21 protein-coding genes are annotated in these 23487 nt (G+C 64.9%); 10 read left to right on the forward strand and 11 right to left on the reverse strand.

Annotated features, from left to right (window positions below):
- Positions 1-30 precede the first annotated feature (30 nt).
- Positions 31-1590, reverse strand: a complete 1560-nt coding sequence (locus FRC98_RS01780; protein ID WP_146979588.1) for a hypothetical protein — start codon at positions 1588-1590, stop codon at positions 31-33.
- Positions 1591-1794: 204 nt separating this feature from the next.
- On the opposite strand from FRC98_RS01780, the gene FRC98_RS01785 reads away from it, so the two are divergent.
- Positions 1795-2280 carry a hypothetical protein gene (locus FRC98_RS01785; protein ID WP_146979589.1) on the forward strand — a complete coding sequence of 162 codons (486 nt, stop codon included), beginning with the start codon at positions 1795-1797 and terminating at the stop codon, positions 2278-2280.
- 27 nt (positions 2281-2307) lie between these two features.
- Here the strand turns inward: FRC98_RS01785 and FRC98_RS01790 are convergent, their stop codons facing one another.
- The 7 genes from FRC98_RS01790 to FRC98_RS01820 form a co-directional block, all read right to left on the reverse strand.
- Positions 2308-3096 carry a TatD family hydrolase gene (locus FRC98_RS01790; protein WP_146979590.1) on the reverse strand — a complete coding sequence of 263 codons (789 nt, stop codon included), beginning with the start codon at positions 3094-3096 and terminating at the stop codon, positions 2308-2310.
- Positions 3097-3117: 21 nt separating this feature from the next.
- Positions 3118-4305 (reverse strand): hypothetical protein, encoded by a 1188-nt coding sequence (locus FRC98_RS01795; RefSeq protein WP_146979591.1) that lies wholly within the window; start codon positions 4303-4305, stop codon positions 3118-3120.
- 30 nt (positions 4306-4335) lie between these two features.
- Positions 4336-6312 (reverse strand): methionine--tRNA ligase, encoded by a 1977-nt coding sequence (metG, locus tag FRC98_RS01800; protein WP_146979592.1) that lies wholly within the window; start codon positions 6310-6312, stop codon positions 4336-4338.
- Between the two features lie 117 nt (positions 6313-6429).
- Positions 6430-7899, reverse strand: a complete 1470-nt coding sequence (locus tag FRC98_RS01805) for a PSP1 domain-containing protein (RefSeq protein WP_146979593.1) — start codon at positions 7897-7899, stop codon at positions 6430-6432.
- A gap of 63 nt (positions 7900-7962) precedes the next feature.
- Positions 7963-8991 carry a DNA polymerase III subunit delta' gene (gene holB, locus FRC98_RS01810; protein WP_283809631.1) on the reverse strand — a complete coding sequence of 343 codons (1029 nt, stop codon included), beginning with the start codon at positions 8989-8991 and terminating at the stop codon, positions 7963-7965.
- 60 nt (positions 8992-9051) lie between these two features.
- A complete protein-coding gene (locus tag FRC98_RS01815) occupies positions 9052-10491 on the reverse strand; it encodes a trypsin-like peptidase domain-containing protein (RefSeq protein ID WP_146979595.1) in 1440 nt (479 codons plus the stop codon).
- Positions 10488-11984, reverse strand: a complete 1497-nt coding sequence (locus FRC98_RS01820; RefSeq protein WP_146979596.1) for an HAD-IG family 5'-nucleotidase — start codon at positions 11982-11984, stop codon at positions 10488-10490. The genes FRC98_RS01815 and FRC98_RS01820 overlap by 4 nt, the downstream gene beginning before the upstream one ends.
- A 419-nt stretch (positions 11985-12403) precedes the next feature.
- Here FRC98_RS01820 and FRC98_RS21210 point away from each other — a divergent pair, with 419 nt between their 5' ends.
- From FRC98_RS21210 to FRC98_RS01845, 5 genes are all read left to right on the forward strand, one after another.
- A complete protein-coding gene (locus tag FRC98_RS21210; protein WP_230467174.1) occupies positions 12404-14449 on the forward strand; it encodes a hypothetical protein in 2046 nt (681 codons plus the stop codon).
- Between the two features lie 212 nt (positions 14450-14661).
- Positions 14662-15642 (forward strand): fumarylacetoacetate hydrolase family protein, encoded by a 981-nt coding sequence (locus tag FRC98_RS01830; RefSeq protein WP_146979597.1) that lies wholly within the window; start codon positions 14662-14664, stop codon positions 15640-15642.
- A 124-nt stretch (positions 15643-15766) separates the two neighbouring features.
- Positions 15767-16408, forward strand: a complete 642-nt coding sequence (gene maiA / locus FRC98_RS01835; RefSeq protein ID WP_146979598.1) for a maleylacetoacetate isomerase — start codon at positions 15767-15769, stop codon at positions 16406-16408.
- Positions 16409-16417: 9 nt separating this feature from the next.
- Entirely contained in the window at positions 16418-16870 is a 453-nt protein-coding gene (locus tag FRC98_RS01840; protein ID WP_146979599.1) for a GNAT family N-acetyltransferase, read from the forward strand.
- A 137-nt stretch (positions 16871-17007) separates the two neighbouring features.
- On the forward strand, positions 17008-17736 hold the full coding sequence (locus FRC98_RS01845) for a metal-dependent hydrolase (RefSeq protein ID WP_146979600.1): 729 nt from the start codon (positions 17008-17010) through the stop codon (positions 17734-17736).
- Positions 17737-17868: 132 nt separating this feature from the next.
- Here FRC98_RS01845 and FRC98_RS01850 read toward each other — a convergent pair whose 3' ends face one another.
- Positions 17869-18249 (reverse strand): fluoride efflux transporter FluC, encoded by a 381-nt coding sequence (locus FRC98_RS01850; RefSeq protein WP_146979601.1) that lies wholly within the window; start codon positions 18247-18249, stop codon positions 17869-17871.
- On the reverse strand, positions 18246-18662 hold the full coding sequence (locus FRC98_RS01855) for a fluoride efflux transporter FluC (protein WP_146979602.1): 417 nt from the start codon (positions 18660-18662) through the stop codon (positions 18246-18248). Before FRC98_RS01855 ends, FRC98_RS01850 begins: the two co-directional genes overlap by 4 nt.
- 685 nt (positions 18663-19347) lie before the next feature.
- On the opposite strand from FRC98_RS01855, the gene FRC98_RS01860 reads away from it, so the two are divergent.
- From FRC98_RS01860 to FRC98_RS01870, 3 genes are all read left to right on the forward strand, one after another.
- Entirely contained in the window at positions 19348-20142 is a 795-nt protein-coding gene (locus FRC98_RS01860; RefSeq protein ID WP_146979603.1) for a hypothetical protein, read from the forward strand.
- 179 nt (positions 20143-20321) lie between these two features.
- Positions 20322-21011 (forward strand): PH domain-containing protein, encoded by a 690-nt coding sequence (locus tag FRC98_RS01865; protein WP_146979604.1) that lies wholly within the window; start codon positions 20322-20324, stop codon positions 21009-21011.
- A 90-nt stretch (positions 21012-21101) separates the two neighbouring features.
- Entirely contained in the window at positions 21102-21749 is a 648-nt protein-coding gene (locus FRC98_RS01870) for a hypothetical protein (protein ID WP_146979605.1), read from the forward strand.
- Positions 21750-21875: 126 nt separating this feature from the next.
- Here FRC98_RS01870 and FRC98_RS01875 read toward each other — a convergent pair whose 3' ends face one another.
- Positions 21876-22466 carry a hypothetical protein gene (locus FRC98_RS01875; RefSeq protein ID WP_146979606.1) on the reverse strand — a complete coding sequence of 197 codons (591 nt, stop codon included), beginning with the start codon at positions 22464-22466 and terminating at the stop codon, positions 21876-21878.
- Positions 22467-22716: 250 nt separating this feature from the next.
- Here FRC98_RS01875 and FRC98_RS01880 point away from each other — a divergent pair, with 250 nt between their 5' ends.
- Positions 22717-23412, forward strand: a complete 696-nt coding sequence (locus tag FRC98_RS01880) for a hypothetical protein (protein ID WP_146979607.1) — start codon at positions 22717-22719, stop codon at positions 23410-23412.
- Positions 23413-23487 lie beyond the last annotated feature (75 nt).

Raw genomic sequence — 23487 nt, forward strand, 5'->3', positions numbered from 1 at the left:
GCACAGGGGAAAACACAGAAGAGGGCAGGCTCAGCCGCCGGCCACCTCGGCCTGCTCAAAGAGGGTGAAGAGGCGCGTCACATCGAGCGTGGGGCTTAAGAAAATCTGCAGGTGGTCGGCGCCGAGGGGGCCGGCGCGAAGCGGGTCGATCTCATAGCGGGTGCCATCTTCGCGGATGGCCACCAGCCAGACGCGCGGCCCCAGAAAACCCTCGGTGCCGAAGTTGAGCCCGTGGGCCAGGCGCACGTCATGGCCGGCGCTCTTTGCGGCCAGGTGCACAGCCGCCAGGCAGTCCTGAGGCTGCGTGGCCGGCAGCGCTGCGTCAGCGGCCAGCAGCCTGTTCTGACGATCTTCCAGAGATGGCGCGTTTTGCGCGTCATCACCCGCCTTGGGCCAGGCCACCGAGCGCGCGCCGTCGCGCAGCGTGCAGAGCCCGGCCAGCGCTCGGCGGTGTTGCTCTCTATCGTCGGTAGCGAGGGCCTGCGCCATCGCCTCAATCGCGGCGGGAAGGGTGTCAAAAAGCGCCACCTCCGGCGCTTCGCTCCACGCCTCGCCAGCCCAATGCGGGTTTAAGGGCCCGACCTGAATGACGAGCTCCTCGTCGGTCTCCAGCATCACCCGCTGTCGGGGCGACTCCAGGTCAAGCTCACTGCGATCATCGAGGCCCCGCAGGCCAACTTCGCGCAGGTTGAGCTCCGAGGTCGTCTCCGCGCCGGTGAGCGCCTCGACCTGACCGCCGCCCAGATAACTCGCCATCGTGAGCAGGTCGCCCGTGTCGATGCCCTTGAGAAAGTCCGGCCGCTCTTTGGGCGCCTCTTCAAACGCCTCCTGAGCGCGCCGGTAGTAGGTCGTCGCCAGCGCCTCCGGTAGACGGCTTCCGCGAATGCGGAAGGGGAAGCCCTGCTGCACCACTTCGCCACGCCCGTCCACCAGCACATCGAGGTACTGCGAGCCAATCGCCTGCACAAAACGATGCACCTCCACCTCCTCGCCAAAGTGGCGAATGGTCTCCTCGCCAACATAGCGCAGCGAGAGATCGGTGGGGGCCAGCGTCATCGGGTCGATGAAGTCCTGCGCATACGTCGCGCCCGGCTCAAGCTCGCCACTGGCCAGCAGGCGCGGGATGGCGTGGCCCACAAGCTCCGGCGGCTTTTCCAGCGGGATCGTAAAGCGCTCCTGTTCCCCATCGAGGTAAAGCGTCACATCAAAGGCTTCGCCGGTGTACTGCGCCAGCGCGCGCAGGTGCATCCCAAACGCCTCCACCTCGCCAGAGGCCGAGCGCAGGCGAAGATCGTCGTCGAGTGAGACCTTCGAGTCGAGGTGCACCCCCTGAAGTTGGCCCATGATCGCGAAGGTCGCGTACGCGCTCGTCTCCACAAGCCAGCCTTCGACCAGGCGAGTGCGCTCTTCGCGAATCACGCCGCGGTCATCGTCGCCCTGTTGGAGGGTGATGAATGTGACGCCTTCTTCCAGATCAAACGCGCCCGAGCCGATGGCCTGGGCCTCCTCGGAGGCGCCCAGCGCAAAGACCGCCGTCGCCGCAAGCCAGGCGACCACGACCACGCCTCCGATGATGTCAAAGCTACGCAAGGCTGCACTCCGGGCGGGGGAAAGGAGGGGTGAGGCTTAACGCAACGAAGTGTAGACGATCCCCCGAAGTGCGCCAACCGCGCAGCCCACCGACCTCTCTTCGGGAGCGCCACCCACGCGCGGGGGGTTGATCCCGGCGGCCGCGCGGGGCATCATCGCCGTGGAGCCCCCTCAACTGCAGCCCCCGACGCAAGGCCAGCGCGCATGTCGAAGAGCGACACGACCCACTTTCATTTTGACTTTGGCGGCATCACCCTGGAGCTCAGCGGCGAACGCGAGTTTGTGGAGAAGATGTACAAGCAGGTCATGCGCGATGTGGCCGAAGCCCGCAGCGGCGCGCATAACGCCTCGCGCGCCGCGTCGGCAGGGAAGGGCGCAGTTCAGGGGGCAGTGGCCAAACGCCGTTCGGTCTGGGTGCACCGCTGCAGCGACCTGATGCGCAAAATCTACATGGCCACCCCCGCGGACGTAAGCGCCTCGATTCTGGGGCGCGCCATCGACTCCGAGCCCATCGGCGTGATCTACATCGATAAGGGGGCCTTCAACGGCATCTTCCCCGAGATGGACGGTGGCCAGACCATGTGGGCGGAGTTCACCGCCGCCGGCAAGGCCAAGCTCGCCGAGGCCACGCGCCCGGCGATGCAGGCCCTCTCGCCAGACGTGCTCAAGAAGTCGTCCGGGCAGCCCTGATCCCCCCGAATTTAGCGAACTTCGGCCTCAGTCAGCCGGCCAGTTGTAGACGCGGCAGGCGTTCTCAAAGGTGGCCTCGGCCAGCTCGTTGAGCGCGATGCCGCGGGCCTCGGCGATCACCTCGGCGGTGTGGCGCACGTAACCCGGCTGGTTGCTCTTGCCCCGGTAGGGCACCGGCGCCAGGTAGGGCGAGTCGGTCTCGATGAGCAGTCGATCCAGAGGGACGTTTTTGACGACGTCGAGCAGGTTGCGCGCGCTCTTAAAGGTCACAATCCCCGAAAACGAGACGTAGAAGTCGCGCTCCAGCACCTCGTCGGCCATCTTCTGCGAGCCGGTGAAGCAGTGCAGGATGCCGCCGGTGGTGTCGGTCTCGCGCAGCAGGCGCACGGTGTCTTCCTCGGCGTCGCGGCTGTGAATGACGATGGGTTTTTCAACCTCGTTGGCGAGCTCCAGGAAGCGTCGGAAGACGTCGATCTGCACCTCGCGCGGGGCCTTGTCGTAATAATAATCCAGCCCGCTCTCGCCAATGGCCACGACCTCGGGAAGACGCGCGAGCTCGGTGGCGATGGTCTCAAAGACCTCGTCGGTGCACATCGCCGCGTCGTGGGGGTGGATGCCGGCGGTGCAGCGGATGAAGTCGTAGCGGCGCGCGATCTCCAGCGCCCGGAAGTTCGAGCCGAGCCCGCGGCTCGCCCCGATCGAGACCACCCGCTGAAGACCCAGCTCGCGGCCCCTGGCAAGGATCTCGTCGAGGTTCTCGAAGATGGCCGGGAAGTCCAGGTGGGCGTGGGTATCAAAGAGTCTGGGCGTATCCATAAAAAGTCTCACAGGGGAGGTTCAGGGCGCGCCGTCGACGTCGGCGTCGGGCCGGGCGTGTCGAGGGGCGATGGGTTCAGGGGAGTGGCCAAGTTCAAGCCCGGCGCGGGCAAGCTCGCGAAGTTCGGCATCGGCGTGGTGCTGCGCAACCTCGCGCAGCGCCTCGGTGGCGGCCTCGCCGCCGAAGTCGGCCAGGGCTAAAACAGCGGTGTCGGCGTGATAATCCGAGGTCTTCGCAAGCTGCAGCAGGTGATCGAGGTGCTGCCCCAGGCGTTTGACGCCCACCAGACGCAGCGCGTAGCCGCGCACGTCATTGCGGCGCGCGTTTAACGATGCTGCAAGGTGCGCCTCACCGCGCGCATCACCCAGCTCAATGAGGGCTGCGGCCGCGTCGAGCTTGAGCAGGGGGTGGGCAAACCAGCGCGCGATCACCGCGTGCAAAGCCTCGCGGGCGGCCTGGCCATCAAGCATCGCCAGGGCGCGGGAGGCCTGGGCTATCCAGGCTTCATCGCGAAGCATCGAGGTGAGTTCCTCGACCACCGCGCTCCGGCTGGCCTCGGGCAAAGACTCCGGGCTTAGCTCGCTGGCATCGACCAGCTCGGCGACGGCCACCGCCAGCGCCTGTCGCGCCGGCCCACGCGCGCCCTGCCAGCTCTGCAGAAGCGCCGGCAACATCTCGGCGCGCCTCAACTCCACGGCGATCTGCGCGGCGCTGGACGCGAGCTCGGCGTCCGGATCAGAGAGCAGCGCTTCGAGTTTTTCCTCAATCGCCGGGTGCTCGGGCGCGAGGCGGTAGAGGGTCAGAAGCGCCTGGAAACGCACATCGTCGCGCGCATCATCGAGCAGCTCGGCGGCCACCGCCGCGCTCCGATCGACCTGTGGGGTAAATCGCAACGCAGCGAGCGCGGCGACCGCAGCGCGCGCGCTCTGCCAGTCCAGCGCGCCATCCGGCAGCGCCAGCGAGGCAAGGGTTTGGGGAGGTGGGGCCTGCCCGCGCGCAAGGTGGACCAGCACCTCGATGACCTCCTCGCTCATCAGCGCACCCAGCCCGCGCGCCGCGTCCTGGCGCACGGGCGGGTAGGGATCATCGAGGCAGATCAGCAAGAGCGCGCGCCGATCGGCCGGCGAGCCCTGCTCCTGCTCCAGAATACGCAGAAGCTCGCGGTGGCGAGCCTCTGAGTTGGCGATATGGGCCAGTGTGGGCGTCAAAGCGCCTCCCTTTGTTGCAAACAACGCGCCTTAGCTGATGCGCGTGCCCACCTCAACGCGCTCGTCGTAACGCGCCAGCGCGAGTTTGCCGTCGGTGGTCTTCGCCGCCAGGATCATCGCCTCGCTCTTGATGCCAAAGAGTTTGGCGGGCTTGAGGTTGGTGACCATCGCCACGCGCAGCCCCACGAGCTCTTCCGGCGCAAAGGATTTGGCGATGCCCGCCACAATGGTGCGCGGGGTCTCTTCGCCGACGTTGGCGCTGAGCTTCAACAACTTATCCGCACCCTCGACCTTCTCCGCTGTGAGGACCTCGCCGACGCGAATCTCCACTTTGGTGAAGTCGCCAAACTCGATCAGGCCGGTGCTTTCGCTGTCGTCGCTTTTCTTGCTCTTTTCCACCTTTTTTTCGTCTTTTTTGGCCTTTTTGGCCGATTTTTGATCCTGCGGGGCACTTTTCTCGCTGTTTTCCTCCTCTTCGACCGGCGCTTCGAGCTTCTCGAAGAGCACGCCCGGAGCTTCAAGAGGGGTGCCGGCGGGGAGGTTCGCCCAGGTCTTCAAGGTATCAAAGCTCAGGTGCGCCTCGGTGGTCTGACCGAATCCGGCCAGGATCTTACGCGAGGCGTCCGGGGTGAAGGGCGCAGCCAGAAGCGCGATCCAGCGGATCGACTCCAGCGCGTTGTAGAGGGTCTGCTCCAGACGCTCGGTGTTGCCAGCCTTGTTGAGCGCCCAGGGCTGGGTGCGCTGGATGTAGTTGTTGACCTCACTGGAGAAGGCCATCAGGTGCTCAAGCGCGCGGTGCAGCTCGCGATCTTCAAAGGCTTTGTCGATGGCGTCGCGCGCTGCATAGGCCGCGTCGCGCAGCGCCACATCTTCCGACTCGGTGATGTCGCGCGGCGCCGGGACGCTGCCGCCGATGAACTTGCCGGCCATCGCGAAGGTGCGGTTGACGAGGTTGCCGATGTTGTCGGCAAGCTCCGCGTTGTTGCGCTCCACCACACGCGCGTCGCTGAAGTTGCCGTCGTTGCCAATCGGGATTTCGCGCAGGAGGTAGTAGCGCAGCACATCGAGGTCGTAGCGCTCGGCCAGCTCAAAGGCGTCGATGACGTTGCCCAGGCTCTTGCTCATCTTGATGCCGTCGTTGGTCCACCAACCGTGGGCCACGATCTGTTTTGGCAGCTCAAGGCCCGCGCTCATCAAAAACGCCGGCCAGTACACCGCATGAAAGCGCAGGATGTCTTTGCCGATAAAGTGGATGTCGGCCGGCCAGAAGGCCTCAAAACGCTCGGTGTCATCAAAGGCGCCCACCGCGGTGATGTAGTTGGTCAGCGCGTCGACCCACACGTAGAGCACATGCTCGGGGTGCTCCGGCATGGGGATGCCCCAGGAGAAGGTCGTGCGGCTGATCGAAAGATCGCGAAGCCCGCCCTCCACAAAAGACGCCACCTCATTGCGGCGCCCCGAAGGGGTGATGGCGTTCGGGTTGGAGCGGTACCACTCGAGCAGGGGCTCGGCGTATTTGCTCAACTTAAAGAAGTAGCTCTCTTCTTCGACCCACTCCACCGAGGCGCCGGTGGCGACGGCTTTGCCGTCGGCGATCTCCGACTCGTCGTAGTAGGCCTCGTCGGCCGCGGCGTACCAGCCCTCGTACTTGTCGAGGTAGATGTCGCCGGAGGCCTTCATACGTGCGACCATCTCGGCGACCGTCTTCTTGTGGTCGGCGTCGGTGGTGCGGATGAAGCGGTCGTGGGTGAGGCGCAGCTGCTCAAAGAGCTCGCGAAAGCGCGCGGAGTTCTCGTCGACCATCTGCTGGGGGCTGATGCCGCGATCTTCGGCGGCGCGCTGGATCTTAAGTCCGTGCTCGTCGGTGCCGGTCAGAAAGAAGACCTCGTCGCCTTTCTGGCGGCGGTAACGCGCAAAGGCGTCGGCGATGATCGTGGTGTAGGCGTGGCCGATATGCGGCGCGCCGTTGACGTAATAGATGGGCGTGGTCAGGTAGAAATTCGACATGGGAGAAGTCTCAACGCAGTTGGGAAAACATCAGCTCAAATCTCGCCACGCGCCCATCAAGGGGCGCGCGGAGATAGCAGGGCAGGGTGAACCAGAAGTTGGCGTCGCTGGCAAGGCTCAGTCGCCTTTGGGCTTGGGCGACTCGGTGGCACCTTCGGTGCGGGGGGGCTTATCGCCGCCCTTTTTGTTGCGACCGCGCCGACGGCTGGAGCGGCGCTTGCTCGAGGAGCGCTCGCCAGTGGCCTTCTCGGCGCCGGGATTGCCGCCGGCTTTGGTGGCGTCTTTGCCGGAGGCGTCTTTGCCGGAGGCGTTGTTGGCCCGGGCGTTGCCACCGTCCTGGGCGCGTTGCTCACGCGAGGGGCTCTCGGAGCGGGAGCCTTTCGAGCGTTGCGAGCGGGAGCGGCCGGAGCGCCGGCGGCCGGAGCGCCGCTTCTTGGAGCGGCCCGAGTCGTTGCCCTTGCCGCTCTCGTTGCTCTGCGACGCGTTGGCGGAGGCGGTCGCGGCGCTCTCTTCCGAAGGTTTCTGCTCGGAGCGTTGCGAGTTTCGGCGCCGATTGCGGCCGGAGCGCGAAGATTTGGAGCCCGAACGCGACGACTTCGAGCCGCGCGAGCGTCGGCTGGAGCGCGACGACTTCGAGCGACGCCGGCTGCTGGAGCCCCGGCGCTTGCGACCGCCCCCACGCGCTGACTCGTCCTCCTGAGCTCCGTCGACCCCACGGTCGATGACGTTGGGATCGATGAGCTCGATCTCGGTGACCGGCAACATCTTGCGGTTGTTGTCGGCAAAGCTCACCATCACGCGCCGGTTGATGACGTCGACCTCCAGGATCTTCGCCTCCCCGAGCTCGGTGCGAACCATCTTGCCCGCGCGCGGAAGTTTGGTGCGCATGCGCCGGTAGAGCTGCTGCTCGTAGACCAGGCAGCACATCAGTCGCCCGCACATCCCCGAGACCTTTTTGGGGTTGAGCGTCAGCCCCTGATCTTTGGCCATGCGAATCGAGACCGGCTCGAAGTTATCCAGAAAGGTGCTGCAGCAGAGCTCGCGCCCGCAGGGCCCGATGCCGCCGAGCATGCGCGCGCCGTCGCGCACGCCAATCTGGTGCATCTCGATGCGCGTGCGAAACTTATGGGCCAGATCTTTGACCAGATCCCGAAAGTCGATGCGGCCATCGGCGCTGAAGTAGAAGACCAGCTTGGAGCCGTCGTGCATGTACTGCGCGCGGATCAGCTTCATCTGCAGCTTGCGCGAGCGAATGCGCCCGATGGCAAAGCGGTAGGCCTGCTCCTCAAAGCCGGCGTGTTTGTCGGCCTGGGCGATGTCGGCCTCAGTGGCCTTGCGCAGCACCCTGGGGAGACTGTCGGCGGGCAGCACCTTGCGCGAGACCACCCCGCAGATCTCGGCCAGGGTGGGGCCGCGTTCGGTGTCGACGATGACGTGGTCGCCTTCGCGAAGTTGCAGCTCGCGGGCGTCGGCCTCATGGCGGGTCTGGCTGATGCGAAATCGCACCAGCACCACGTTGTAGAGTTTCTTCTTTCCGCCGAAGGGGCGCGCCTGCTTTTTGGCAGGCTTAAAAAGCGTTGTGGTCATGGAAGTCGTCTATCGTTGCGCGGGTGGGCGCTTTCGCGCGCCTTCGTCCCGGGACACATGCGGTTAGGAGGGCTGACGGATCTGGTCGAGGACACCCTCGACGATCAGCTGGGCGTTGACGTTACGTTTAAGACGCCCGCGGGCCTCGGTCAGCGTATCGAGGATGCGTAGGGTGGCATCGAGCGAGAAGCGCTCCACGCCTTTGTCGATGGTGGCCATCAGGTCGGCGTTGATCACGCGCCCTCGATCGGCGCGCCCGGCCAACATCAGGTCGCGAAAATACACGATGAGCACATCGAGCTGGGCCTCCAGATCGGAGTTGCCTCGCCCGAAGCGCTCGGCCGTCTCCAGCCACTGGTTGGCGCGGTCGGCAGGCACCGCGAGAAATGCCTCCAGAAGCTCCTCGCGCTGCTCAAGCATGCCCGACTCCAGGACCTCGTAGGCCCGACCCAGGCTGCCTTCACCGTAGCCGGCAGCGACTTTGAGCAGCGCCTCATCGACCGGAGCTTCCAGCACGTCGGGCAGGGCCCGGGCGACCTCCTCGTCGCTGAGCGCGCCAAAACGCAGACGCTGACAGCGGCTGATGATCGTGTCGAGCAGGCGATGAGGTTGGTCGGTGATCAAAAAGAGCAGGGTGCGCGCGCTGGGCTCTTCGAGCGTCTTGAGCAGGGCGTTGGCACCCTCCTCGGTCATGGCGTGCGCCTGGTCAATGATCACCGCGCGGTAGCGCGCCTCATAAGGCGGCGAGAGCGCGGCTTTCTGGATGGCGCGGATCTGGTCGATCTTGATGAAGTTGCCGCTCGGCGCGATCTCCAGCACATCCGGATGCTGGCCTGCCTCAATGCGTTTGCAGGCCGTGCAGCGCCCGCAGGCGTCTTCGAGAACCTCGCCAGAGCGCTCCAGGCAGTTGAGGCTGGCCGCAAAACTCAGCGCGGTGGTGTATTTGCCCACACCGGTCGGGCCGCTGAAGAGGTAGGCGTGGTGCATACGGCCAGCGGTGACGGCCTGGGTTAAGACCTGTCGCGTTCTTGAATTTCCTAAAAGTTCCGACCACTTACGCAAAGGAGGGCTCCGGGGGGAGGGGGCCTGCACTGAGGGCGGCGCATGTTAGGGAGCGGGCCGCTCAGGTGTCAATGATCGCCGGGGGAAAGCTCATCGCTCAAAGGCCAGGTACACCGAGCGACCGCGGCGGATGATTTTGAGACGCACCACATCGCCCGCACTCAGCTCGGCGACGGCCTGCTCAAAGCTCTCCTGGGAGTCGATGGAGGTGGTGCCCACCTCGACAATCACATCGCGGTTACGCAGGCCACCCTGGCGCGCTGGCGAGTCGTCGCTCATGCCGGTGACGAGCACGCCACGCTCGTCGGGCGCGCGCACCTGGCGGGCCAGGCGCGCGGTCATAGGGGCCACCTCCACCCCGAAGCGTCTGGGGCTGGTCGGGTCGGCCGGCAGGCTCGCCGGCGCCCCGGGCAGGCTGGGGCGCTCCTGGTCGGGGATGGCCTGCATCTGCACCTCGACATTCTGGAGCTGGCCGGCGCGCATGATCTCGACCTCCACGCTGCTTCCGGCCGGGGTGGTGGAGACGTACCAGGGAAGATCATCGCTGGTGAGAATGGTGCGGCCGGCGAAGCGGGTGATGACATCGCCCTCTTGAAGCTCGGCTTGCGCGGCGGGGCTCATCTCAACGACCTCGGTGATGAGCGCGCCGGCGGCGCTCTCCAGCCGGAAGCTCGTCGCGAGCATCGGCTCTAAATCTTGCACGCGCACCCCCAGCCAGCTGCGCTCGACAAAGCCGCGGTCCTGAAGCTGCGGCAGCAGCGTCTTCACCATGTTGATCGGAATCGCAAAGCTGATGCCCTGGCCCTGCCGGTTGATGGCGGTGTTAATGCCAATCACCTCGCCAGTCATGCTCACCAGCGGACCGCCGGAGTTGCCCGGGTTGATGGGCGCGTCGGTCTGAATGAAGTCACCCTGCTGCTCGCGCCCCTCCACCGGCAGGTTTCGCCGCCCGAGCGCGCTGACAATGCCCGCGCTCACCGAATGGTTGAGCCCCAGGGGGTTGCCGATCGCCAGCACGTACTCCCCCACCTTCAAGGCGTCGCTATCGCCCAGGGGGGCCACCGGGAGCGTCCCATCATGACCTTCGAGCTTCAAGAGCGCGAGGTCCGTGGGTTGGTCCACGCCCACCACCTGCGCCGACATCTCGCGCCGATCGCTAAAACGCACATCGACGCTCGACGCGTTGTCGATCACGTGGAAGTTGGTCAACACGTAACCTTCTTCGTGGATCACAAAGCCGGAGCCCTGGGCCAGGGCCGGCCCCGAGCTTAAGTCGCGCAGGTGGGAGGGGCCGGTGCCCGGCGCATAACTCACCATCACGCTGACCACCGCCGGCCCCACCTCTTCGACAAGCTCCACAAAGGGGGAGTGGTCCACGCCGCGCACACCTCGACCCTCGGTCCACAACACGCGCTCGGCGCCCTGGGCTGCCGCCGGTGTGCTGCCCACGCTGAGCAGCAGGAGCAGCGCACAGAGCGCGGCCGACAGGCGGCCGAGGAAGGGACGAGTGGCCAGGCGCAGAGGTCTCATGATCGCTCGTGGGGCATGGGTTGTCGCGGCGCGCGGAAGTAGTGCATCGGCGAGTAATGCACCAGGTTCTCCACGCGACTCATATAGATGCAGGCGTACACCTCGATCTGCTCGCCGAGGATGGTGTTCTCGTTGCCCATCTTAAAGAGTAAGCCCCAGTAGCGATTAAACTCCCCTTCCAGCTGGCGCTCGACCTGCCAGAGCTCCTGGAGGATGGCCTGGCGACGGGCACGAAGTTGGCTCTGGGTGCGCTTGATCTCGGCGAAGGCCTCCTGCACCTCGGCGTCGCAATCGGGCACATCGAGCTCGTGGAGCCGACGGGCGAGCCCGAGCTCAAAGGCGATCTCTTCGTTGATACGCACCAGCTCATGCTCAATGGCGTCGAGGCGCGCGCGCTCCTCGCGCAGCTCATCGGTGCGCAAAAGCTCGCCCTCGATCTCCTGCACCACCATCGCGGTGCGCCAGGCCGTCGACTTCTTGCTGCGCACGATGTCGCCGTAGATATGGTCGCCGACATAAAGCACGCGGTCGGGGCGGAACCCGGTCATGCGATGAAAGTCGATGAGGTTGCCCCCCTGGTACATCTGCCCGGGCTCAAAATGGCCGAACTCCTCCCCGCTGACTTCTTCGCTGGCGTCGACGCGCAAAAAGGGCTGACGGTCGGTGAAAAAGCCCGGCTTGGACGCGCCTGTGATCACGATGTCGAAGTAGTCCTGCCAGCGCGGAAGCTGCGGCAGCAGCCCGTCGAGCAGGTAGCTCATCACGTGTTCGGTGAAGCGGGCGTAGCTGTTGGTGAGCACGAAGAGCTTTTTGCCGGCGCTGCGCAGGCGCTGCAGCGTGTGGGCAAGGTCCAGGTTGCGGGTGAGGTACTGCTCCATATTCGCGATGATCTCATCTTTGATGGAGTCGTCGCGGTGGGCCAGGTCAATGCTGTAGCGGATGTCTTCGTAGAGGCGACGCCAGTCGTGGCGCTGCCCGGGGCGCGTGCGCTCCAGGTAGTCGACGAGCGTGGCGTAGAGGGCGGCCTCCGGCAGCGCAAAGAGCGTGTCGACGAGCGCGTAGCGCGAGGTCGTCATGCTCATCGCCTGAGTGTGGTACTCGATGATGTCGTCGCCGTGCAGCTCTTTAAAGCCGTGGTAGACGCGCCCCACAAAGCGGTGGCTGTCGAGCTTGAAGATGTTTCCGCGCACCGTGTCGACGACCAACCCTCGGATGGCGAAGTCGGTGGGGACCTTCAAATCGAGGATCTCGCGCGGGTAGCCGCGCTCCAACACCAGCCGCTCCAGCGTTTTTTCCACGCTTAAGCGCTCGATGGCGTCCTGGTGGTAATGCGCCAGGGTGTAGTCCATATCAAAGCCCACCGCCTCAACCTCAGCCAGGTTGAGGTCGCGGTTGCAAAAGACCTGGTGGACCGGAGCGAGCGAAGGCGAATGACCCTTGCGCAGGGTCTGGAGCAGCGAGAGGGGCTGCTCGGAGTCAGGGGGGTTAACCAAGGTTCTCTCGAAGCATAGGTCGTTGTCGTGTGGGCCCCGGGTGTGTTGGGTCGTGGGGCGGCATCATCGCGTTACTATACAGCGGGTGGGCGCCGCAGACGACGCCCACATTTCATGCGTGAGGGCGGGGCAACCAGGAGCCCTGAGGCCGCGATTACCCCTTTCTACAACATGGCGAGGCCAGCTGGGATTCCACCGAAGTCTCGCGCTTCTCGGCCGCGAATCACAGCCTGGGACGTGCCCCCTGAGTGAGCGCTTACAAAGGCCAACATCGAATCACTGGAATCGCGTCCGGGGCTGTGATAGAGCCTCGCCAGTGTTGAGCTTGCCCCGGCAGCCCGCGCAGGAGAGGTCTCGCCGGCAGGTGCCCGTGAGGCCCCGGGGCAACAATGTAGTCACTATTTTGACGGAGTAACACCATGTCCAGGAAGTTGTTTGCAATGCTGCTGGTCGGTCTGTTGACCGCCTCGGTTTCCGCCTGCGGCGGCGACGATACGCCGGTCGATACCCCCGACACCGATGTGGAGACCGATGCCGGTGATGACACCGATGTCGATCCCAACGAGCCGCACCCCTTCGAAGACGAAGTTGACGTGTGGCTTGGCGACGCCAACGACGCTGAAACCCCCCAGGCGATTGAAGTTGGCGAGACCATCGGCGGCCAGCTCAATGGCGCGGCTCAGTACTTTGAGCTGACCCTGGAAGCGGGCACCGCCCTTAAGGTGACCGTGGACGCGGTCGACGGTGACCTCACCGGCGAAGACACCTTCGGTGTCACGCTGCAGACCGTGGCCGATGAGTCCAACCGCGCGCTCTTCTACGCCGAAGGTGCGACCAGCCGTGAGTTCTTCATCTACGCCGATGGCAGCCACCTGCTTGTGCCGACCACCGGTGAAGAGTTCAGCGGCGCCTACAAGATCACCACCGAAGTGGTTGAGCTCGATCCGCAAGAGCCGACCCTCCCCGGTGTGACCGAAGGCGACATGAGCGACGGCTCCATCCAGGTCTACGAGGTTGTGGCTGACCTCGACGGCACCCTGGCCGCCGAGACCTCCGCCCAGCGCCTCGCGCCCGAAGGCGGCGTCGACACCTTCCTGCACGTCTGGGACGTGGCCGCTGAAGCCCGCATCGCCCAGAACGACGATATTGATTTCGACGGTGGGAACTACGACTCGCGCGTCTTCACCAACATCACCAGCGGTAGCACCTACTACGTCATCGTCGACGCCTACAGCAACGACGCCGACGGGCTCTTCGAACTGACGATGGAGACCTACGAAGGCGGCAGCACCGAGCCCGTGGTCATAGCCGATGGCGCCGAAGAGACCGGCAACATCGAAGCTCGCCTGGTGGGCACCGACATCAAGGCCTACTCCCTGACGGTGGAGCCCGGCGAGAACTTCCGCGTGCTCGTGGAAGCCGACGATGCCCTGACCCCGGCGATCGTGGCCGTCTCCGGCCCGGCTGGCGAAGAGCAGCAGGCCGGTAGCTCGCTTCCCGTCGAAGGCCGCGCCGGTATGTACGTTGGCGTCGGCGCCGACGAAGAAGAAGGTCAGACCTTCACCCTTTACGTCTCCGATGAGCGCAACCTCAGCGAAGAGGCCGAGCCGGTCGGTGGTGAGGGCTTCGGTTACACCCTGACCGTCGAAGCCGCGACCCGCAACGCGGTGTCGCTTGAAGACACCACCTCCTCGGCGCAAGTGCTTGCTGATGTCGGTAACGTGACCTGGTTCGACGTGGTCGTTCCGGCCAAGACCATCGTGAGCCTGGCCGTGGAGACCGAAGTCGCCGAAGACGACTTCACCCCGCTGGTTGTCAGCGCCGACTTCTGGACCTTCTCGCCGGCCTTCGGTTCGGAAGCCGTCCTTTATAACGACGCCGACGAAGCCGTGACGATGCCGGTGCTGGTGCGCGACTCCGCCTTCCGCGGCGCGGCCGCCACCACCTACACCCTCAACGCGACCTTCGTGGACGGTACCCTTCCCGAAAGCCCCACCACCTACACCTTCACCGACCCGCTGCTGACCAGCGCCGACGCTGAAGTCATCGAGCTTCCCGCCCAGGTCTTCGGCATGCTCGACTCGGAGGCGGCCGCCGCCATCGATGAAGCGGCGACTCCGGTCCAGTTCTTCTCCATCGACCTGGTGGCCGGTGACGTGCTCGTGGCTCGCACCCAGCGTGGTGCCGAAGCTCCGGCCGACGAGGAAGAGGACGATCCCTCCACCACCGACACCGTCCTGCGCCTCTTTGAAGGTGACGGCACCACCCAGATCCTCGAAGCGGACTATTACGTCGGTCAGGCCGACGCGGAGACCTTCTTCTCGGCCTTCTCCTACGAAGTGGAAGAAGATGGCACCTACTTCCTGAGCGTTCAGCCTTACTGCCAGAACATTCTTGGAATGAACTTCTGCTCCGACGGTGAGTACCGCCTCGACGTGTTCACCCAGACGCCGGTCGTTGAATAAGGCGAAGGTCTGTCGGTGATCTTCGGATCGCCGGCGGCCAGCCCTGCGACTAGAATGCGGGCGCCTCCGAGTTTCGGAGGCGCCCGTTTTGTTTCTTGAACATGGCACCTCAAAGCGAGCGTGGACGCCGGGAGCATTGACACCCTGCAGGCCCGTGGCTACGTCTAAGGGCGAAAATTCGCACTGAAATGAACCAACCTGGAGGTTGATGCATGAAGCTGGCAACGCTACGCAACGGTACTCGTGATGGCGCGCTCGTGGTGGTGGGCAAAAACAACACGGTCTACACCTCGGCGTCCGAGATCGCCCCGACGATGCAGGCCGCGCTCGATCAGTGGGACGAGGTCGAGCCGAAGTTGCGCGCGCTGGCCGAGAAGCTCGAGCGTGGCGACGTGGAATCGACCCCGGTCGACGCCTCGAAGATGATGGCGCCGCTTCCCCGCGCCTACGAGTGGATCGATGGCTCGGCCTATATCAACCACATTGTGCTGGTGCGTAAGGCCCGCGGCGCCGAGCCGCCCGAGACCCTCGAGACCGACCCGCTCGTCTACCAGGGCGGCTCGGGCGTGTTGCTGGGCGCCCATGACCCCATCGAAGTCCCCAACGTCGAGTGGGGCGCCGATTTTGAGGCCGAGGTCGGCGTGATCCTCGGCGACACCCCCCGCGGTGTGAAGGCGGCCGACGCCTCGAAGTACATCAAGCTCATCGTCATCCTCAACGACGTGACCTTCCGAAACCTCATCCCGGCGGAGCTGGCCAAGTCCTTTGGCTTCTTCCAGTCCAAGCCGGCCACCGCCTTTGCGCCCTTCGCCGTCACCCCGGAAGAGCTCGGCGACGCCTGGAAGGAGGGGCGCATCCACCTGCCGCTCAACACCTACTACAACGGCGAAAAATTCGGCGATCCCGAAGCCGGCCCCGAGATGCACTTCTCGTTCAACGATCTTCTGCAGCACCTCTGCAAGACCCGCGCGTACACCGCCGGCACGATCGTGGGCAGCGGCACCGTCTCCAACGAAGACCGCAGCCGCGGCTCCTCCTGCCTTGCCGAAAAGCGCATGCTCGAGAAGATCGACACTGGCGAGTTCACCACGCCCTTTATGAAGCCCGGCGACACGGTGAAGATCGAGATGCTCGATAAGAGCGGCAACAACATCTTCGGCACCATCGACCAAAAAGTCGTCGACGCCGACTGAGCAACACGCAGCGAGCTGTTGAGGAGCGCGCCGCCGGCCTTTTGTGCCGGCGGCGCGTATTGGTCTGAAGCATACATCGGAAGCACAGGCCTGACGGGCGGACATTTTACAAAGGCGGCGAGTGATGATTCTTCACGGATACTGGCGAAGTTCCTCAAGCTGGCGGGTGCGTATCGGCTTTGCGCTCAAAGAGCTCGACTACGAATACCGCGCCGTGCACCTGGTCGAAGGCGGCGGAAAGCAGCACAGCGCCCAGTACCGCGCCAAAAACCCCATGCGCCAGGTGCCGATGCTGGAGTGGGAGGAGAATGGCGAGGAGATCTACCTCACCCAGTCCCTGGCCATCCTGGAGTTTCTCGATGAGCTGCGGCCCTCGCCGGCCATCCTGCCCGCAAACCGCGTGCACCGGGCCTGGGCCCGCGAGATGGCCGAGATCATCAACGCCGGCACCCAGCCCCTGCAGAATCTGGCGGTGATTCAGAAGATCAAAGCCGAGACCGATCTCGACGCAAAAGCCTGGTGCCGCGACTGGATCGAGCGCGGCCTGACCGCCTACGAGCTGCTCGCGGAGCGCCGCGCCGGCGCCTACTCGGTGGGTGATGAGGTCAGCCTGGCCGATATTTGTCTGATCCCCCAGCTCTACAACGCGCGGCGTTTTGATGTGGATCTGGAGGCTTTTCCGACCATCCTGGCTATTGAGGAGCGCTGCAACGCGCTGGAGGCCTTTCAGGTCTCGCACCCCGATCAGCAGCCCGACGCGCAATGAGGTTGTGACGTGCAGAAGTACGCGCTGAACGCGCAGATCAAAACCTTCGAGGAGCTCTCCAAGATGGAGCTCTACGAGGTGATGGTGCTGCGCAACGAGGTTTTTGTGGTGGGCCAGAAGATCACCGCCGAGCCCGAGGTCGACGGCCTGGATGTCGAGTGCGCCCATGTGCTTTTGCGCGCCGACGGGCGGCTGGTGGGCACCGCGCGCGTCTTCCACAAGGCGTCGCCGATGGTCGTCGGGCGCGTGGCGGTGCACCCCGAGTGTCAGCGGCAGGGGCTGGGCACGCAGGTGATGGAGGCGGTGCAGCGCTACCTTGGCGAGCGCCCCGCCGAGCTGCACGCCCAGGCGCATCTGGAGCGCTGGTACACGACTCTGGGCTGGGAGCGTTTCGGGGAGCCCTTTGTCGAGGCGGAGATTCCCCACGTGATGATGCGCTGGCCTTCGGGCCGCTCGCGTTAAGACTCTGCGGCGCGGCGTCCCGACCTATGCCGAGGCGAGGGCCTTTTCGGGAAATGAAACTCGCCGGCGATCGTGTTCGGTCGGTGCTGCATCAAGTGAAGTTGCAAACCACGACGTAGACCTATGAGGAGGCATCCATGGCGTTGGCAGGCGTAAAAGTACAGTGGCTGGGGCATTCGACCTTTGTGATCACCACCCCCGAGGGCAAGAACATCCTGGTGGACCCCTGGGTGCGCTCGAACCCCAAATGCCCCGCAGAGGCGCATGATATCAGCCCCGACGCCATCCTGATCACCCACGGCCATAACGACCATATCGGCGATGTCTTTGAGGTGGCCGATCGCTGCTCGGGCCCCATCGTGGGCATCTTCGATCTGACCACCTGGCTCGGGAGCCGCGGCGTGGCCTCCGACAAGCTTGTGGGCATGAACAAGGGCGGTACCGTCGAGCTCGAAGCGCTCGATGTGCGCGTTTCGATGACCGACGCGCGCCATAGCTCCTCGTTCACAGACGAGGACGGCACGGTCATCTACCTTGGCGAGCCGGCCGGTTTTGTCGTGGAGTTCTCCAGTGGCGAGTCGCTCTACATCGCCGGCGACACCGCGCTCTTTGGCGATATGGCCTGGATCGCCGAGATCTACGGCCCCACCGTGGGTATTCTGCCCATCGGCGACCACTTCACCATGGATCCCCTCCAGGCGGCGCTGGCCGCCGATCTCCTGGAGCTTGAGGCGGTGATCCCCTGCCACTACGGCACCTTTGAAGCGCTGACCGGCACCCCGCAAGAACTCGTGGAGTACCTGGAAACCTACGAGCTTGAGGTCGACGTGATCGCGCTGGAGCCGGGGCAGGCGCATAGCTTCTAAGTGGCTCCAGAGTGATGTTTTCTGATTAAAAAAACCGCCGGCCATTGAGGGCCGGCGTTTTTTTTTGTTGAAGCGTCCCGGGTGGCCGCGCGCCCGGAAACGGGCCGATTTTGCTAGGGCCGACCGCGCCGGTCAGGCACACAGCGTCAGAGCCAGCGCAAAGCTCCCCACAGCCCCACCCACCGTCAGGACCACGTACTCCAACGCTCGCCAGCCCGAGCTCGCCAGAAGCTGCCGGGTCTCCACCGCGAAGGTCGAAAAGGTCGTAAACGCCCCGCAGAACCCGAGCCCGGCAAACATCAAGAGGGGGCTCTCGTAAATCGGGATGTCGGCGCTCCGGGCGGAGGCCATCAGCGCGCCCAGCAGGGCGCTGCCCCCCAGGTTGATGAGCAGGGTGTTGAGCGGAAACCCCCGTCGGTTGGAGAATCCCGCCAGCGCGCGCGTGAGGGCAAAACGCATAAGCGCGCCCAACGCCCCGCCCGCACCCACAAGGGCTGCCATCTCCCAGTTCACGCCCCACCTCCGGCGTGTGAAAGGGGCGCGCCGCCCAGACGCGCGCCCAGCGCCGCCAGCGCCAGGCCCCCGGCAAGCGAGAGCGCCACGTAGGTCGCCATAAGCCCCGGCGACGCGTCTGCCACAAGCCAGAACGCCTCCGACGCGAAGGTCGAGGTGGAGGTGAACGACCCCAACAGCCCCACGCCCACGCCCTGCTGCAGCCAGGCCGGCGGTCGGCTCAAGGTCGCGACCTTCGCCGCCACATACCCCAGCAGCAGGCAACCGATGAGGTTTGCCGCAAGCGTGCCCGTGGGCATCGCCCCCATGGCCGGCAGCGCCAGCCCCACGCTAGCGCGCAGCAGCGCGCCGAGCGCGCCGCCCAGGGCGACGAGCCCAAGCGTGGCCAGGTGGGTCGGGGGGGAGGTGGGCATCGTTAAAAAAAACTCGGTGTTTCGATCATGCGCTCCGGGGCGCGGAGCGCGGCGGGCCCGGGAGAGTTAGCATGAGGGCTGGGAGGGCGCCAATTCGGCAGCTCCCGGGTGCGCGACGGTCGCGGTGGGGGCTGCGCGGGTCAAAACGTCTTCGCGCGCGTCGAGAAGGCGGCATTCCGGGCTCAAAACGCGTCATCGGCGGTCGTGGAAGCGATAGAGCCGGAGAACATCCGAAGCTCGACGGTCGTGCGCGCGCTTCACGCTGTTACGAGCGCGAACCCGACGCTCGTGCTCCTGGTGCCGGCCGGCGCAAGCGCGAGTCCGAGGCTCGCGCTCATTCCTTGATCTGGGCCGCCGTGTGCTCGCCAGTTGCGTCGCTCGTTTGGGCTGGCGTGCTCCCCGGTCGTCGGCCGGGGAGGTGCTTTGAGAACTCAAAACGCGTTCCGCGGCGGTCGCAGAGGCGTTTTGAACACTCAAAACGTGAGATCGGCACTCGCGAAGACGATGTGAGGTCGGGCCAGAGAGGTCGCGCCGGTTTGAGCTTCGGGGGGCATTTGCTAGGCTCAGCCGCATACCCGAGTTGTTTTGCCGTACGGGGGCCCGTTTGCGCCTCGTTTCAGGTCTGCGCGCGCGATCGTGCGCTGGCGAGAGGCGCATCATCTGCTTTTGGAGACAGGAGTTTGTGATGAGTAACAAAGTGGGAAAGACGGTAGAGAATCGTGTGAACTGGGGGCGCTGGGTGGTCTCCTCCATTCAGGTCCACGGAGAGAACGTCGCCGCGAAGCTCAAGGGACAGATGGGTTTTGATGCGCCGGATTGGCGGCGCTTCATTGATGGGCAGGGCAAAGACCTGGGCGATCTGACCGAACGCCTCTGGCAGAAGGAGGCCGAGCTGGCCCGGGAGCGTGCCGACGATAGCGAGCACCGCACAGCCCGAGATGAGGCAGCTGCCCGGACCCTGGAGACGCTCTCGCGCGTTCGTTCGCTGCTGGACGTCGGCGGCGCCGGGCTGGTGCGTCGCTTCGGACTCGACGGCTCGTTGCCCCGCGAGCCCAAAGCGCTGGAGTCCTTTGGTCAGAACGTGGCCGACATGTTGCGAGAAGCTGACGTTAACGTCGACGCCTTCGGCACGGGCATCTCGACCCGGGAGCTTGCCGACACGCTTCAGGCCCCGATCGACAGACTGCGCACCAGCCTGAAGAGCCTCAACGAGGAGGAGCGCGAGGCCGAGCGCCTGCTCTCAGAGCGAGACGCCCTGATCGACGCCTGGTCGCGCATCTACCAGGCGGTCGCCGGGATCATGGAGCAGCTCTACCGCCTGGCCGGAGACGATGAGCTCGCCCGACGCGTGCGACCCACGGCCAACCGCACCCTGGGCGCGGTGTCGCCCGTGGAAGATGGCGAGCCCGACACTCCGGCGTCGCCGGCTGCTCCCGGGCTGGAGGATTCGCCAGAGCCGCAGCCCGAGGTGGCGGAGTAAGTTTCAATCCTAAGAATCGCTGAACGTGGCTCGGCCGCCGGAGTGTCTCCGGCGGCCGTTTTTTGTTCAGGGTTCAGGGATACGAGTCGCCCAAAAGGCTGGAAACACGATCGATACTCCGGCACACTGCCCCTCTCCATTCTCATAGATGTTATGGCCTGCAGACACCGAGATATCTCATGCAAAGTATAGTATTCGGCCGGGGCACGAGCACCATCACGCGACGCGCTTCGCTCCTGATCTTCGGGCTCGCTGCCGGGCTGGTTGCGCCGGGCACTGTGCCCCTCGCCATCGCTCTGGACTGTGACGAGCCGCCTGTCTACGCGGAGATCCAGGGGCAGATCGATGAGGTCTGGACGAGCGAGGCGTTCGATTGCCTGGTGGTTCAGCATGAGTTCGCTGTCCATGAGGGCAACAGCTTTGTGAACGTCTCCACAGACCTGGCCAACGCATGTGGAGAAGACCTCTGGGTGAGGGCGGATGCGGACTATCTCTACACCGCCGGTGACCGGATGGACGAGGTGCGGGTGGAGGACGGCGAGCTCGTGACCGTACGCGCTTCGCTTGAGATGCGCCCCCGGGAAGAGGGGCAGGCGGAGCTGATTTTTGAGGTGTTGCCGGACGCCGAGCGCGACGCGATGGAGGCAGACCCTGATGCGTACGTGCCGCTGTCGCGGCTTCAGTATTCGTACTCCGGCAGGCTTTACGACATGGACGACTGGCCGTGCAGCAACGCGACCATGTTCGGGTGTTCGTCGGCCGCGAGCGCGCCGGAAGCGCCGACGCCGGGGCCGCTGAGCTGGATGATGGTGGGGCTGGGGTTGGTGTGGCTGGGGAGGCGTGGGCGGCGCAGCGCACGCGTCTCCTGAAAGCTTTTTATAAAAAAGGGAAGCCACCTCCGGCACACTGCTCGACCTGCCCCATCCGAGTCATCCAAAGCTATTTCATTCGGACATGCCATGCTGCCATCCCATCGCCCCACGCTCATCCCTTTCAAGAAAAGGTCGGCCCTCCTCCTGGTGCTCGCCGCAGGATGTGTCGTTCTGGGAGGGGTGCCTGGGGCGAACGCGGTTTGCATCGCGCCCGATCGCTACGATGAGCTCAATGCCTATATCGACGAGATCTGGTCCACCGAGAGTTACGCATGTCTGGACGTCGAGGCTGACGTTACCACCAACGCGGAGATGGGGGCCGTTTGGCTCGTCACCGACATCGTCAACGGGTGTGAGGAGGGGGTTATGGTCGAGTTCGAGCGCGATGAGGGCATTCCCATGGACTCGCCATCTCCGGATAGCGAGTTCATTTCAGCGGGGGAGGCGGTGACGTTGGAGGTGCAGGTGGAGAGCTACCAGAATGCACCGGAAGGGGACGGCGAGCTGGCGTTTCGCGTGGCCGGCGAGGACGAGCCGATCGTGCGTGTTCTTTATTCTTTTGAAGGGACGCCCCGCGATAACAGCGACTTTGAGTGCAACGACACAGGCTCCGTGGGGTGTGGCGGTTGTGCTGCCTCCAACGCGACTCCGGCCCACGCGCCGCTGAGCTGGGTGATGGTGGGGTTGGGGCTTGTAGGGTTGGGGAGGCGTGTGCGGCGCACCGCGCGCTCCTGAGCTTGACGCTTCGCTCGATGGTTGCGCCGGGCACCACGCTTGAGCGTTGCAGCAAACAAAAAAAGCCGCCGGAGAAGAGTCCGGCGGCCCTTTTGTTTCTTGCCTGTGGGGAGATGCGGGGGGGCGTCAGCGGGTCAGGCCGAAGGCGACCTCGGCGATGCCGGTGACCTGCTCATCGCCGTTGTTTTCGCGGACGGTGATCTGCACGTCGCGCACCCCCTCCACCTGCTCAAACTCATAGACCGCCGCGCTCGCCAGCTCCGGCTCGCCGGCCAGGTCTTCAAGGAGCAGGAGCTGTTCGCCGTTGGCGTCGAGAAACTCCACGTCGAAGCGGGTGATGGCGTAACCGTCGCTGTAGGCCGGGGGCATCGTGGAGCGATGGTGCCAGATGTAGAGGGTGTCCATGGTGGCCGGCCCGTTGAAGCTGTAGGTGGCCCAGGCGCCCTCGACGTCGCCGTCGGAGGTGGTCCAGTGGTTGCTGCCGCCGTAGTCGGCGTGGGTGTCGGCCGGTCCAAAGCCTTCGGGGAGGCCGGAGCCGTTGATGGTGTGCGCCACGCTGTAGGAGTTGGACCACTCCGAGCTGGCCATGGCGTCGTCGGGCTGGAAGAAGGCAGATTCATAGCGCTCTGGCGAGGTGCCATCCTCCGAGACGCAGGCCACACAGAGCGCGAGCAGGGCGAGGAGGGCGAGGGGGCGAGGCGTAAGCAGAGAGATCACGGCAGCTCCTTTTTCATCAAACGGTTCAGACATCACGTTGGGATGCGTTGAACCCTAGGACCTTCCCTGCGGGGGTTCAAGACCCGGGGGTGGGACTTCAACATTCGTTTCAAATCCGCTCCGAGCGGGCGTGCAGGCAGCGCAGCACGCTTCTTTCTGGCAAAGGGGTGGAAAGGCGATGCGCTTTTCGGGCACACTGCCCGCTCCCACCAAAAGGCCAATGAAAGCGAAGCATGGATAGGGCGAGGGCATGATGAGGATGAAGTCTGGCGAAGGCGCAAAAGAGCGGGTGTTGATGGTCACCGCCTGTGGGTTGGGGCTGCTGTTGGGGTGGGGCGCGCTTACGGGCGTGCCGGAAGCCTCGGCCGTCACGGTGTGCTCAGGGCCCTATGCCTACGGGGACCTCGATGTGCAACTCGACGAGGTGCATAGCGAGGCCGCCTTTGATTGCCTCGCTGTGGAGTATGAGATGGGCGAGGACGAGCACTATGGTTTCGTACGCCTGGCGCTCAATGTTGCGAACGCCTGCGGGGAGGACATCGCCATCGCGATGAACATCGACAAGCCCTACGGGGAACCCTACCTGCATGAAGAGATCGTCGCTGAGGGGGAAGCGCTGCGCTTCGGCGGTCCGATCAGGGAGCTTGAGGATGAAGAGCAGGGCGAGGGCATCGCCGAGATTCGCGCGATTCCTGCCGCGGAGCGCACTGGCGAGGAGATGGGGTTTGAGGAGTATCGTGCGATGGCGAGCGTGCATTATTCGTTTTCGGGCACGCCCACCTACGCGGACCCCTACTACAATGAGGGCGCCTGCGGCCCGGGGACCACGTTCGGATGCGCGGTGACGAGTTCGGGGCCGCAAGCGCCTTCGTCCTGGCCGCTGGTGTGGGTGGTGTTGGGGTTGGGGGTGGTGGGGGTGAGGCGGCGAATGCGCGAGGGCAGCTGAGATTCGGCTCCACGAAGGTAGTAGTGCTCGCCGCTTTACAGTGCGCCTATGCGCGTTGACTGGATTGACGCGAGG

This window comes from Lujinxingia vulgaris (genome assembly GCF_007997015.1).
Lineage (GTDB): Bacteria > Myxococcota_A > Bradymonadia > Bradymonadales > Bradymonadaceae > Lujinxingia > Lujinxingia vulgaris.

Coding starts and splice junctions, on each gene's coding strand:
- FRC98_RS01785 (WP_146979589.1), top strand. CDS start 1,795: ATGTCGAAGAGCGACACGACCCACTTTCATTTTGACTTTGGCGGCATC.
- FRC98_RS01790 (WP_146979590.1), bottom strand. CDS start 3,096: ATGGATACGCCCAGACTCTTTGATACCCACGCCCACCTGGACTTCCCG.
- metG (WP_146979592.1), bottom strand. CDS start 6,312: ATGTCGAATTTCTACCTGACCACGCCCATCTATTACGTCAACGGCGCG.
- FRC98_RS01805 (WP_146979593.1), bottom strand. CDS start 7,899: ATGACCACAACGCTTTTTAAGCCTGCCAAAAAGCAGGCGCGCCCCTTC.
- FRC98_RS01815 (WP_146979595.1), bottom strand. CDS start 10,491: ATGAGACCTCTGCGCCTGGCCACTCGTCCCTTCCTCGGCCGCCTGTCG.
- FRC98_RS21210 (WP_230467174.1), top strand. CDS start 12,404: ATGTCCAGGAAGTTGTTTGCAATGCTGCTGGTCGGTCTGTTGACCGCC.
- FRC98_RS01830 (WP_146979597.1), top strand. CDS start 14,662: ATGAAGCTGGCAACGCTACGCAACGGTACTCGTGATGGCGCGCTCGTG.
- maiA (WP_146979598.1), top strand. CDS start 15,767: ATGATTCTTCACGGATACTGGCGAAGTTCCTCAAGCTGGCGGGTGCGT.
- FRC98_RS01845 (WP_146979600.1), top strand. CDS start 17,008: ATGGCGTTGGCAGGCGTAAAAGTACAGTGGCTGGGGCATTCGACCTTT.
- FRC98_RS01855 (WP_146979602.1), bottom strand. CDS start 18,662: ATGCCCACCTCCCCCCCGACCCACCTGGCCACGCTTGGGCTCGTCGCC.
- FRC98_RS01860 (WP_146979603.1), top strand. CDS start 19,348: ATGAGTAACAAAGTGGGAAAGACGGTAGAGAATCGTGTGAACTGGGGG.
- FRC98_RS01865 (WP_146979604.1), top strand. CDS start 20,322: ATGCAAAGTATAGTATTCGGCCGGGGCACGAGCACCATCACGCGACGC.
- FRC98_RS01870 (WP_146979605.1), top strand. CDS start 21,102: ATGCTGCCATCCCATCGCCCCACGCTCATCCCTTTCAAGAAAAGGTCG.
- FRC98_RS01880 (WP_146979607.1), top strand. CDS start 22,717: ATGATGAGGATGAAGTCTGGCGAAGGCGCAAAAGAGCGGGTGTTGATG.